The following is a 14,759-nucleotide window of genomic DNA, read 5'->3' as shown; positions in this document are numbered from 1 at the left end:
TTCTTATGCGGGGGCAGGATAGGTTAAGTGAAACACTTAACTCTTGATTGGAGGCAAAAAACTTCTTCGCATCTTTGATGCTCAACGGATCTATATTGAAGCCGGATGTTTAAAGTTTGACTGTGTCTTGTGTGACAACTGCTACACAGCTATTGGTGGTAATAATTTTAAGTTGGGTCGATTTTTATATTTTTGGGTGATTATTTTAATGCACGATTATATTCAGCAATCAAAAAGTAGAACATATACTGTTGAGAGCTTCTTGGGACGGATGGCCTTAAAGGGGCAGAGACAAATTTGGGAAAAATTTCCAGAGAACGTTTTTGTTAAAGGGCGTGTAGTTAGAGTAAATCCCTACAAAAAGAAATATGTTTATATCACTCTTGAAGGCTCTGGGTATCAATTAACTTTAAAAAGTGACTTTGAGACCAGACCTAACGTCGGAGAGTATATTATTTTTTCTGGCCATGCGGTGCTTAAACCACACGCTTTCAATATGTCAGGTTTAAATGTTGAAGTTATTGGGGAGTCTGTTGGGCATTGGAAGCCAGTTGAAGAAGCTGCTGAAAACAAATCACTTAATAATAATGTCCCTTTAATTAAAAAGGGGACAACGGTCCTTTTATCGCAATATTTGAAGAATTCTGATTCCACTAATTTGTTGGTCTTGGGGTCCGAGACTGGGTTGCGAGATGTCGGATCGTGTTGCGGCTCTGAAATACCAATCGAGATGGAGCAGGTTAGAGTTCGTGATACTGAGGTGTTCTCTGAAGATTTAAGATCAGCGATAGACAGACGAAAGCCTTCAGCGATAGCTATCGTTCGAGGCGGGGATGATGAAACACTTCGTATTTGGGATGAGCCAGAGTTGGTGGGAAAGTTACTTGATCTCAATATTCCATTCTATTTAGCAATTGGACATTCCCATTTATCGACATTGGCTGATAAATACGCGGATGAGTCTTTTCACACACCTTCAAGTTTCGGTTTAGCGCTTTCAAGTCATGTAAAAGAAATAGCCGAAAGAGACAGCATGCGTCATGAGATTGAGCTTCTAAAATTCGAACTTAAAAATAATAACAATCAAATAAATGAACTGAATTCAAAATATCATAAAGCGAAGAATAGTTTATCAAATCGTACAAATATATTGGTTGCAGTATCACTATTTTTAGCAGGATGCTTGTACTATTTGTATCAATAAGCTGAATGCAAATTTATACAAAAATAGATTATATTTTACAAAAATTTAGTATTAATTTTAAATACTTAAGTTATTTGTTGTGTGTGTGATTTATAGTTAATAATTACTTGCAATATAATCTTAGGTTGTGGCACGGTATTTTTATAAGTTGCCAAACTGAAATACAATGCACGGCTGAGGGGGTATCATGCCGGAACACGATTTATCTGAGACCCGACAGGATTCAGGCCCTGACGATCTCAACGAAAGTGCTTCTGCGCTAAATGCAGAGCCTACGCAATCATCAAGTTATTCCGATGTATCTGATCAAACAAACACGGGTAAAGCTGATAATCAGGACCTGGATCTGATTTTCGGGGAGGTGGTGAGCATTCTGATGCGCTCTCCCCTTTATCAGCATTGTAGTCTTGCTGATCTTGAGTGGCTGGTTATTCCTCCCTTGCTTACCCGGCAATTCCAAATGGTTCGCGGTCAGGCAAAGGGAGATGGTGAGGGGGTAGAAGGAAAGACCTACCCTATCGGCGTTGCATTCTGGGCGTATGTATCTGAAGAAGTTGATACTAAGCTTGAAGCGCAAAAGAAAGCAAAACTCCCAATCCCAAAACTTGCTCCCCAAGACTGGAAGAGCGGAGATATTCCGTGGTTGGTGACTTTAGTGGCCCCAGTTGCGACTAAAGAGTTAGTGAAAGAGAAAATATTTAATAATCTCAAATGCAAAAATTTTAACTTATAAATAAAGTTTGGGGCGTGAAGTTTGAATAAAGTATTTAAAGTTCTTCTCTACATAGTTGGGTTTCTGCTCTCAATTCCCGTTATTTTTTTTCTTATTCTAACGTGGTCTCAACGCCCTTTTCACGCACCTACTTTTTATGCACGAATGACTGTGGATATGAAGGTTGATAGTTACCCTTTTCATATGGAGCGAATTATCACCTGTAAAACAGTTCCTATGGGAGGGAATGATCTTTCTCAATTGTTTAAGAGAGTTTCTAGCCAGTATGTCAGCTATCCTCGTGCTTTTGGGAGTTACTTGCCCGATAACGCCGCTGTAATGATGTGGACACCCTATGAGTGTGATCGCGAAGAATATCAGGATGAAAATGGTTTAACAAAGCTAAAGGCAAAACAGCTCCATCCTGGTTACGTCCCGCGTATTGGCTGGACACCAGATACCACGACAATGCAAACATTGGAACTGTATATTGACAGAGATTCATTCAAATCAAATACAGCCAGAGTAACGGATCTGAAATTTTACGTTGAACTGGTTGATGAAGATGTTGCTGAAAAGGAAATGGCTGAGCCAGATGATTTTCAGTGGTTTAGTGGCAATATTTACACTGATGGTGACTGGAAAGATTATAAAAGAGTTCGGTATAAATCTTACTATGCTTTAGTGCTAAAAGAGAATCAATGGCGTGGCTACAATCCTATTATTGATGCAGAGTTGGATAGTTATACATATCCCCAAATGGTTGAACGCCGCCCAGAACTTGGGGGGCAGCAACCGCGACACCTGCTGTCTAATCTATTTGACGCCAAAGGCAGAGGAATAATGTATGGGTACCGTGCAAATGGAGTACTTTATTCTGCTCTTGCGGGTGGGTTTCCAAAGATTGGACATGGGATCACATCAAATCCAGAAAACCGTATTGAACACCTTTTTCCTGAGGGTAAAGCATTAAGAGTTCAAAGGAGCGGTGTATGGGATCGCTTTATTATGCATAGGCAAGGTCCTCGTTTCGTCGATGGTAAGAGAGTTACCGATAATCCAAATTTATTAGATAATGCTATTCCACCCATGGAAATTATATTTCTTCGTGATGATGTTGTTATTTCTCCTAAGTCAGGATACGTCCCAACCAAAAAACTACATCCAAGTCTTTATTTATATGATCCAAAAACAAAAGAAATCTTCCTGATCGAAGTTGCTGCGTATGTGATATACCCTGCTGTTGAACACCCCTTGTTTCAACAGGCTGAAACAAGAGGAGTTAAGTAATGACATCCCCAACGATAGACTATGCTTTGATATCAGCCCATGTGTATGAAAAGAATTATCGTACAACAGATGAAGTCGTCACGCGATTTACGCAAGATGACGGGGTTGCTGGTTGGAAGGTCATAACTCCCCAGGAGATGGAGTTTAGTAATGATAAGCAAATTCCATTTCAAGGAGAATGGGATACAAATCAAAATGGTACAGAGTACTCTGGCTTTTTTGCACAGTCTTATCAAAAAGGTACCGAACTTGTTATTGCAATGCGTGGGACGCAACCGGAAGATTTTTGGGATGACATTGTTCTAACTGATCTAGGGTTAGGAGATTATCTTACTTGGCAATCAGAGCAATTTTTACACGCTTATTTTTATGTTGAAGCCGCGAAAAAATATGCAGCGGATAAGGGGTTAACGATTAGTTTTACAGGGCATTCGCTTGGTGGTGCCTTAGCGAGCACTTTTGCGGCTAGAGAAAATGCTCCTGCATATGTTTTTGATTCTGCACAATCCCAATCCGTTATAGATCAAACTGTTGAAGGTGTTCGATTTAGTAACCCTGAAAGTGTTGCTAAAGCAATTACAGACTTGGGTATGACTGTTTTGACTTCTGAGGAAGTATCGGCTTTAGATGCTGATTCTAGACCCTATGTAAGTCAAGGATACCCAGAATTTATAGTAAAACACTACGAACACAGTTCTGGCGTCATAAGGAAGGTGCTTGAAATTGAAATTCCGCCAATAGAAAATTTTGATCAATCTGAAGCGGGGTCAAAAATAGTAGATTATGTCGTTGAAGGAGAGTTATTAGAAGCTTTTAATGTGGGGTTTGATGTTGCCGGAGGCGAACGTAATCTTCTTGCTATAGGAGATAGTGTAGCGCCAATTCCACCTGTTAATTACGCGATGAATTTCAAGGACCCTAGCAGTTTAGATCTTCATTCCATAGATTTTCTTGCCTTGTTAATGGCTATGCCAGAGAAAGATGGCGAGTTTCCTATGGTTAAGCTCATAAGGGAAAATCCTGGATTAATCCACGCTTTGTATAGTAATAGCACGTTCCATCTGGACACTGATGAGTATGGATTTGTTGGCTCTGTCAGTAATCCTATGAATGGTGCAGATATTCAGCGTGAATTAGTTCGACAGCATATTGATTCAAATAATGGTGATCTAAGTGTTCTTGAAATGCTTCATGATGATCTTGTTAAAATCCCGAAAGGGAGCCCCGATAATGATACAAAAAATGGTGGACTTGCTAATGAAAATATTCTTGTTCGCCAAATGCTTATTGAGCTTCGAGTGCAGGAAAGTTGGCGTCAGTTAGGTTTTATGGAGGGAGGTCCGGCAGCAGCGCCTTCTCCTGATATCTCGCAAGAACAATTTTTAAAAATTGATTTGGCTGGAATTGGGATTGATCCGACGAAGTTATTTGAATTAGGACCAGAAAAAGTACCAGTTTTAAAATATATTCTTGAATATTTACCTAAGGCATTACTGTTTAAGAAAGATGATACTATTGTTTCAGTGCACAAAATCAATAGGGATGATTTTGTGCAACCTGAATATATCGCCGTTTCAGCAGATATCCCTGATCAAGAAGAATTAATTCTTCAAGGTAAAGAGGGCGTAGTAAATTTACTGATCTCGGATGCAAGTAAAGAATATATTGTCAAAGGTAACAATAAGTCAGATTACATCATTGCTCTAAAACCAACACTGGGAACATCTGAGGGGGCCAGCAATGTCTTCTATGGAGCAGAGGGGAATGATGTCATCAATGGTCTAGAGGCTGATGGCAGCATTTTTTATGGGGGAGAAGGTGATGATACTTTTGTAGGGGGTAATGGTAATTCAGATGATACTGTAAGGTACACAGCCGATAGCGAGCATGATTTTGTAAAAGATCCAAAAAGCGGGATTTTCATTAACATTGAAAAGCCAGACGAAGACGACGAAAACCCACCTGAATTGATTGTGCAAAATGACGGGGATGACGGTGTTGATCATCTCTATAACATTGAAAAAATCATTGGATCTAAATTTTCCGATTATTTAAGGATTTCTGATCTTTCCGTATTTGAAACAAGAGGTTTAAACAAACTATCCCTTAAAGAAATTGATTTTGGAGATAGTGAGACTGGCGTTGGGGATACTGTCGACTTATCAGATCTTGATAAGGGTGTAACGATTGTTAATGGCAAGATCGAGGGCACGGATCTTGAAATTAAAAATGCCGAAATACTTATTACCGGTCAGTATGATGATATTATCATTTTAGATGGAGATACTTCTAACGGTCACAATAATTACGGTGGAATCACTCAAGTCAGAACCGAAGACGGGGACGATATTGTGGAAGCCCGGGGGAATGGCGTTAGGGTAGATCTTGGTATGGGGGCTGATTGGGTCGAGCTTCGCGGTAAGAATTCAATTGTCACTCTGGGGTCGGATGCGGTCAAAGATACCGTGGTTTTTGGGAATGGTTATATTGTTGACGCGGCTGCTAATGACCGTTTGCAATTGGGCGGTTATAACTTGTTGGGTGGCATCCGTAACGCGACGTCTGAATCTCCTTATGCAGGTGATCGTTTTGGCAACAGTTATGGTTTTAACAAACAGGGCGACCTTATCATTGAGGATATTGCTGGTCGCGAGATTTTCGTTAATGGAGCAGAAAGCGGACCGGGTGTTGGGTATGACAAAGAAACATTAGGATTGCATCTTGTCGAACGCTATATCGAATATGTCAGACTCTTTTCCTTAAAAGCCACGCCGGGTTGGTTCACTGATATCTTTAAATTCTGGTTTGGGGACTACCTGAAAACCATTATGGATAATGATGACTTTAATTATGGTGGTGTTGATCCTATTGTCCTTGATCTGGATGGTGATGGCTTGGAACTCACGGCCAAAAGTCAGTTCGGGGCAACCTTTGACACAGATGGTGACGGGTTTAAAGAGCCTACTGGCTGGGTAGATAAAGATGATGGTCTTCTTGTTCTGGATAAAGATCTGGACGGTAAAGTCGATAGTGTTGAAGAGCTGTTTGGTGGTCCAACGCAAAGCGGTTTTGACGAATTAAGTGAACACGACCTTAATGGCGATGGTGTTATTGATAGTAACGATGACATCTATAGCGAATTACAAATCTGGCAGGATTTAAACGGTAATGCCGAAGTTGATGAGGGCGAACTTAAATCCCTGGCCGATCATGGCATTGCGTCGATTTCGCTTAATGCAGAAGAACTCAACGGGCAGCAGTTAGCACAAAATACATTGGCTGCGAAAGCTGCCTTTACCCGTACAGACGGTACCACGGGTGATGCCTATGACGTTGTCTTCAAAATTGATAATTTCAATTCAGAATGGCTGGGGGACAAGACAGTTGCCGATGATGTCAAGCCGCTTGCCAACCTGAAGGGGCATGGTACGCTTTTGGATCTTCATGTTGCTATGACGCAAAATGAAAGTTTGAAAAATCTGGTAGCCCAAACAATTCCAACCTTGAATATGGTTAATATTGCGCAACTGCGTGATGCCGTTCAACCTGTTTTGGATGCATGGGCAATGGCTTCACCTTTTGGTATGGCTGCTCATGATGATTTCAATATTCTTGTCAAACGTACGGATGATGGCGTCACGGTTACTGACTTTACAGTTAAGGTTACCGATGAAGATGGCAGTTATTGGAAATTGGGTAGCGGAACAAAGATATATGACGATGTTCTTGGCCCTGAAGTCAAACGCCCTACCTTTGAGCAAATCATGGCCCACAAACCAGATGGGGCAGAGTGGGAGATCTTCTCTGGTAACAAGATAGCCGTTATGGAGCGGTACTTTGGCGAAGATTTGCCACTTAACGATGCGGTGGCCGGGGCATCCGGGGCGGTGGATGCTCTGAATAATATGTTCTCTTTTTTCCTCGATAATCTGGATCTTCTAGCGGTTAAGCTTGCTATTCAGGGGCCACTTGCTTCTTATTTTGAGGGTATTGCCTATGATGATGAAGGTGACAAATTTGTTTTGACATCCGATCGTCAATTGACCCCAACCTTTGAAGCAATATTTGATGCAGCTCCTGCAGATACCCAGGGTGCCATGAATTGGTTGCAAGATTGGAAACCGATTGTTTACACCGTGCTGCAACAGCTTGATCGTGGCGCAGATTACCTGATGATGACACAAGCTTATGTGTTCCATAACATTGTCAGTGCCTATGAGAACAAAAACCTCAATGTGGATCTAAAAGAAACAGGGGCAATTTTCGGTGTAGATAAATCATTGATTATGACCGGTGCTGGAGAGATTTCCGGCACGGATCAGGGTGATTTCTTCTATATGGATGGTAGTGATCAGGTTGCTCGTGGCGGTGATGGGGCTGATACCTATGTTTTCGGACGTGATTTTGGGCATGATGTTATCGACGATGTGGAAGGTCGATTAAGCGCTAAACATACGGATAGCATCCGTTTTGCTCATTATAATGCAGATGAATTTATCGCAACACGCGAAGGTCTTGAACTTCTTCTGACTCATGTGCCAACTGGTTCGACTGTGCGAGTTTTACGCCAGTTTGAAGGCATTATTCCTAACTTGAGCGGGGGGGACATCAGCGAAGATACCGGTATTAATGAAATCATTTTTGCCGATGGTACGGTATGGAACAAGGTTGATATTGCCAAAGCAGTATCACATCCTTTGGATAGTGATGATATTCTTATTGGAACTCCTGATATTGATTTTCTTAATGGGGGTGCCGGAAACGACCATCTAGCAGGTGGAGATGCAAGTGATATTTATTTCTTTGGCAAGGGGTATGATCAGGACACAATTCGTGAAGATGTAAAGTGGGTGAAAACACCAGCTGTTGATTATGTCAAATTTGATGCCAATACCGATTTTTCGGATATCTATTTCGAAGGTGTTGAGGGCACGGGCGATCTTGTCATTCGCTATCATAACACCAGTGATACGCTCACTATCCAAGGGCAATTTGATGCAGCTTATACCGGAGTTTTAGGGAAACAGTTTCTTCATAGGGTTGAACTGATTACCTTTGAAGATGGCTATTCATACAATTGGGATGAAATTCTCCGCGATCTTGTTGCAGATATGAAAACGGATGGTGATGATCGTGTCTTTGGCTTTGACTATGAGGATACTCTTGATGGTGGTGCTGGGGATGACTTTCTGACAGGCGGAAATGAAAACGATACCTATATTTTTGGTATGGGATATGGAAATGATGTTATTCACGACAAGCTCGATAATATCCTTTCTGGACAAAATGATACTCTAAGATTCAAGGCGGATGTTGATCCATCCACAGTACAGTATGAAAGAGTAGGTAAAACGGATACGCTTCTTATTACGTTATCTGACGGGTCAACTCTGAAAATACACGAACAATTTTCAGCAAGTCATACCGGAGTTTTTGGCATCCACTGGTTTGATCGCATTGAATATTTTGAGTTTGAGGCTGATCCAACTGCAAACTTTAACGCAACGAATCTCATTCATCGTCTGTTGGCAGAGGCCAAGACAGATGGTGATGATGTTATCTATGGTTACGATATTGCCGATGTTATGGACGGCGGTTTGGGTAATGACCGTCTTGAGGGTGGGTTAGATAGCGATACCTATATCTTCAATCGGGGTTATGGTCAGGATGTTATTCACGACCATTCGACCAACGTGCTTTTTGATGATAAAGATGTTGTCAAATTTGGTCCCGGGATTGCCTTCGAGGATCTCGAATTTGAACGGGATGGTACGAAGCTCACGATCAAAATTAAAGACAGTACTGATACGCTGACAATTGAAAATCAATTTTTCTATAACAATCTGGGTCATGCCTATCGACAGATTGAAGAATTTCATTTTGATGATGGCACTATCATTACGCCAACAGATATTCAACAGGCCTTGCTGGAAGGTACTGATGGTGATGATGTTCTGGAAGGGTTCTTTGCCTACGATACTCTTGATGGTGGTGCAGGTAACGACACCCTGAAAGGTCGTAATGCAGGGGATACCTATATTTTTGACCGGGGATATGATCACGATACGATCTATGATGAACAAACAAGCGTTTTTTCTGACGCGCCGGATGTTGTTCAGTTTGGTGAGGGCATTCTTCCCGAAGATATTCTTCTCTCTCGGGATAATTATAATCTGATACTGACGATTGCAGATACGGGTGACACTCTGACCATTATCAATCAGTTCTTTGCAGGCAATCTTGGGGGGACTCTATATCAGATTGAAGAGTTCAGGTTCAGTAATGATGTTGTGTGGAGTTGGTCGGATGTTCGTCTCAAGTTGCTTGAGGGAACTGACGGAGACGACACAATAACTGGTTTCTTTGGTGCCGATATTCTTGATGGTGGTGCTGGTAATGATACGCTCAAAGGAGCAGATGGCGGGGATACCTACGTCTTTGGCCGAGGTTACGGACAGGATGTGATTTATGATGAACAAAAAAGCATTTTTGCCGCTCAACCAGACGTAGTTCAATTTAAAGAAGATGTCCTGCCATCTGATATTACTCTCACACGCGAAGGTCTGAACCTTATCATTACAATCGCAGATACGGGTGATAGCTTAAAAATTATCAATCAATTTTTTACGGGTAATCTTGGCGGTACCTTATATCAGGTTGAGGAGTTCAGATTCAGCAATGATGTCGTCTGGAGTTGGTCTGATGTACGTCTGAAATTGCTCAATGGTACCGATGGTGACGATACCATAACTGGTTTCTTTGGGGCGGATACGATTGATGGCGGCTTGGGCAATGACACACTCAAAGGTGGAGATGGTGGTGATACCTACATTTTTGGGCGCGGTTATGGGCAAGACGTTATTTTTGACGAGCAATCGAGTGTTTTTGCCGACCAACCTGATAAAGTTAACTTTAAAGAAGGCATCTCTCCTTCAGATCTGATTCTCACGAGGGAAGGGTATAATCTTATCATCAGGATCGCGGATACTGATGATACTCTTAAAGTTATAAATCAGTTTGCGTATGGTAATCTTGGTGGAAATTATCACCAAGTTGAAGAGTTCGTATTTGCTGATGGGACCATTTGGAGTGAATATGAGGTTCGTCTCAAGCTCCTGACTGGTACTGATGGTGATGATAATATTTCCGGATATTTCTGGGATGACGTTATTGAAGGTGGAAAAGGAAACGATGTCTTAAAGGGTAGTAATGGCGGTGACAGCTATGTCTTCAATTTAGGTGATGGGCAAGATATAATCTATGATAAGCAGTCCAGTGTTTTTTCAACAGATAACGACAAAATCATATTTGGCGAAGGTATCTCCCCTGAAAATCTAAAGTTCTTCAGACAAGGCACTTTTGCTCGCGATTTACGTGTAGAGTATGGAGATCAGGGCGATTCTGTTCTGATACAGGATTTCTTCATCACGAATTATTATAAAATCGAAGAAATTCACTTCCATGATGGCACGTCATGGGATCTTGCTGCTATTCACCAGGCCATGCAAACAGGGACAGACAGAGATGATTCTCTCATCGGATTTGGCGGGAATGATACTCTGGAAGGCGGCCTCGGAAACGATATTCTCAACGGTTTCAAAGGTAATGACACTCTCGATGGTGGTGCTGGCGACGACTTCATGTATGGAGGGGAAGGCAGTGATACCTATGTGTGGGGAGCTGGCCGGGGAAACGATGTCATTGATGACAATGTTTCCAGTGGAACCAACACGCTTCTATTAAAAAATACTCCCCCTGCAGATATAAAACTATACCGTAAAGGTAATGATCTTCTTGTTGAAAACTCTACAACGGGTGAAACATTAACCATTGACGATCAGTTCTATATTTATGGTGTAGAGAGTTTTGTCTTTGATGATGGCACGACTTGGGATCGGACGTATATACGCGCAAATTCTGTCTACAGAGGTACAGATGGCGATGATACGATAACGGGTACGACCTGGAGTGAAACGTTTATTGGCGGTGCAGGGGATGACGTTATCCGTGCCAGAGAAGGTCATGACACCCTGGATGGTGGATCAGGGGATGATCTGCTTGATGGTGATGATGGAAGTGATACTTACATATGGGGCCTTGGAAGCGGTAACGATACGATTGCAGAAATCGGAAAATATAGCGATGTCGATACAGATGTTGTCCAGCTCGTTGATGTTAATCTGAATGACCTTGAATTCAGCCGAGTTCTCCCTGCGTTAAATAATTTGGTTATAACTATTAAATCGTCAGGCGAAACACTGACAATTGTTGATCATTTTAAAAATACTGCCCGAGGTATGGAAACATTTGTGTTTGCAGATGGTACCGAGCTTGATCGAGGGCAAATACTCGCCCTTACTTCTTATCAGGGGACCGCAGGTAATGACACATTAACTGGATCTTCTCGTAGCGAAGAATTAAACGCGGGTGCCGGAGATGATACAATAAATGGTGAAGCGGGCGCCGATGTTCTGATTGGTGCAGAAGGCAATGATACACTACGCGGTGGTTCTGGTTCAGATACGTACATTTTCTCAATAGGTGACGGTCAGGATATTATCGATGACAATGGCGATGGTACTCTGGATAAGTTGATTATTCACGGTGTCACACCGGACAATGTCATTCTTGAGAATGCCTCTACTCTCTCTCCGGATTTGAAAATAACATTCGCTGGCAGCGATGATCAGATCATTATCAAAAATGCTTTAAATGCCAGTAGCTCGGATACAATAGAAGAATTTGTTTTTGATGACGGAACCATTTGGACAATAGTTGATGTCGAGACCATCATCGCGGAAACAAACGCGAACGCTGGTAATGATCATATACAGGGAAATGCTGGTGATAATACTCTGCGTGGTGGTCGAGGGAATGATATCCTTAACGGCAATGATGGTTCGGATACCTATGTGTTCAACAAGGGTGACGGAGAAGATATTATCGAAGATAACGGGTATCATGATACAGATAAGGTTCTTATTCATGGCTATACACCTGAGGAAGCAATCTTAACCCAAAATGGAGCCAATCTTGTTATCACTTTTGCAGGAACATCAGATAAAATAACCCTTGTGAATACACTGAGCTTCAGCCGTTCTGATACCATTGAGCAGATCATCTTTGACGATGGTACTTTGTGGGGAATGACCTATGCTCGCGCAACGCTTATTGAGCAACAGCAAACCGATGGTAATGATACAGTTATAGGCTTTGCTGGTGATGATACGCTAGAAGGTGGTCTGGGGAATGACATTCTTCACGGCAATGATGGTTCGGATACCTATGTGTTCAACAAGGGTGACGGAGAAGATATTATCGAAGATAACGGGTATCATGATACAGATAAGGTTCTTATTCATGGCTATACACCTGAGGAAGCAATCTTAACCCAAAATGGAGCCAATCTTGTTATCACTTTTGCAGGAACATCAGATAAAATAACCCTTGTGAATACACTGAGCTTCAGCCGTTCTGATACCATTGAGCAGATCATCTTTGACGATGGTACTTTGTGGGGAATGACCTATGCTCGCGCAACGCTTATTGAGCAACAGCAAACCGATGGTAATGATACAGTTATAGGCTTTGCTGGTGATGATACGCTAGAAGGTGGTCTGGGGAATGACATTCTTCACGGTAATGATGGTTCGGATACCTATGTGTTCAACAAAGGTGACGGAGAAGATATTATCGAAGATAACGGGTACCTTGATACGGATAAGGTTCTCATTCACGGCTATACGCCTGAGGAAGCCATTTTAACTCAGGATGGCGCTAATCTTGTTATCACTTTTGCGGGAACATCAGATAAAATAACGCTTGTAAATACCCTGAGCTTCAGCCGTTCTGATACCATCGAACAGATCATCTTTGACGATGGTACTTTGTGGGGAATGACCTATGCTCGCGCAACGCTTATTGAGCAACAGCAAACCGATGGTAATGATACAGTTATAGGCTTTGCTGGTAATGATACGCTAGAAGGTGGTCTGGGGAATGACATTCTTCACGGCAATGACGGTTCTGATACCTATGTGTTTAACAAAGGTGACGGAGAAGATATTATCGAAGATAACGGGTACCTTGATACGGATAAGGTTCTCATTCACGGGTATACGCCTGAGGAAGCAATTTTAACTCAGGATGGCACTAATCTTGTTATCACTTTTGCGGGAACATCAGATAAAATAACGCTTGTAAATACCCTGAGCTTCAGCCGTTCTGATACCATCGAACAGATCATCTTTGACGATGGTACTTTGTGGGGAATGACCTATGCTCGCGCAACGCTTATTGAGCAACAGCAAACCGATGGTAATGATACAGTTATAGGCTTTGCTGGTAATGATACGCTAGAAGGTGGTCTGGGGAATGACATTCTTCACGGCAATGACGGTTCTGATACCTATGTGTTTAACAAAGGTGATGGTCAGGATGTCATTGAAGATAATGGGTATCTTGATACGGATAAGGTTCTCATTCATGGCTATACGCCTGCGGAAGTCACTGCTTGGCGATTAGCAAGTACCATGAGTACCTTGGTACTTACCTTTAATGGATCAACAGATTTACTTACTATTCGCCATACCCTCAATGGTTATCGAGGAGACACTGTAGAGCAAATTGTTTTTGATGATGGAACAATTTGGACAATGGCTGATGTTCTTGTAGGTATTCAAGTATACAACCTTGGTGATGATCATATTGTCGGCGGATCTGGAAATGATATTCTTGATGGTGGAGCTGGGGATGACGTGATCGATGGTGGTGATGGCGAAGACACCATCATTGGTGGAACAGGTAATGATTTCATGAATGGTGGTTTCGGGGTGGATAATTTTGATGGTGGAGAGGGTATCGATACTCTTGATTTCACCTACACAGATGCTGAAGTGGTCATTGAAATGGAAGCTGGAACCGCAAGCTTTGCGAATGGATCGGTAGAAAATTTCACGTCAGTTGAAAATATCAATGGCACAAGAGGTAACAATACAATAATCGGTGATGCGCAAGATAATGTCATACGTGGTTTTGCCGGTAACGATACGCTTAAAGGCGGTGCCGGTAATGATATTCTTGATGGCGGCGCTGGTTTAGATAGCTTTGATGGCGGCGAAGGAGTTGACACTGTTGATTATGCTTATACGGATATTGCAGGAACCATCGACCTTGAAGCAGGCCAAGCAAGCTTCGTAAATGGCTCTGTTGAGAGTCTTACCAGTATTGAAAGCGTTATTGGCAGTACAGGTGACAACACAATTGTTGGAAATAACCAAACAAACGTTTTCACGGGCCTTGCAGGCAACGACACCTTTGTTTTCAAAACCGATCTTGGTCACGATACGATTACTGATTTTGTTGTGGGTGCAGGTTCAGAAGATAGTATTCGTATCGAAGGTCTGAATATCTCGACCTTTGATGACGCTCTCCAACTTTCTGAACAGGTTGGGAATGATACTGTCATCAATATTGATGATGATAATTCCATCACGTTGAAAGATGTTCAGAAAACAGCCCTTCATGCCGATGACTTCCAGTTTGTGTAATCAC

At 42.0% G+C, this 14,759-nt stretch carries 4 protein-coding genes; all 4 read left to right on the top strand.

All coding sequences use genetic code 11. The features are described 5' to 3' along the window. Positions 1 to 43 precede the first annotated feature (43 nt). The 4 genes from BKB51_RS17965 (at position 44) to BKB51_RS17950 (ending at position 14,755) form a co-directional block, all read left to right on the top strand. Positions 44 to 1,204, top strand: coding sequence for an exodeoxyribonuclease VII large subunit (locus tag BKB51_RS17965; protein WP_085902501.1), 1,161 nt, complete (start codon positions 44 to 46; stop codon positions 1,202 to 1,204). A gap of 187 nt (positions 1,205 to 1,391) precedes the next feature. Beyond that, entirely contained in the window at positions 1,392 to 1,937 is a 546-nt protein-coding gene (locus BKB51_RS17960) for a toxin-activating lysine-acyltransferase (RefSeq protein ID WP_085902500.1), read from the top strand. A gap of 21 nt (positions 1,938 to 1,958) precedes the next feature. Next, entirely contained in the window at positions 1,959 to 3,206 is a 1,248-nt protein-coding gene (locus BKB51_RS17955; protein ID WP_085902499.1) for a hypothetical protein, read from the top strand. Further along, the gene (locus BKB51_RS17950) at positions 3,206 to 14,755 is read left to right on the top strand and encodes a calcium-binding protein (RefSeq protein WP_085902498.1); all 11,550 of its coding nucleotides are present in this window, start codon (positions 3,206 to 3,208) and stop codon (positions 14,753 to 14,755) included. The genes BKB51_RS17955 and BKB51_RS17950 overlap by 1 nt, the downstream gene beginning before the upstream one ends. Positions 14,756 to 14,759: the final 4 nt, after the last annotated feature.

This window comes from Kiloniella majae, from assembly GCF_002118315.1.
GTDB classification, from domain to species: Bacteria; Pseudomonadota; Alphaproteobacteria; order Kiloniellales; family Kiloniellaceae; genus Kiloniella; species Kiloniella majae.
Note: the sequence above shows the minus strand (reverse complement) of the source record. Positions and strands in the feature narration are given on the sequence as shown.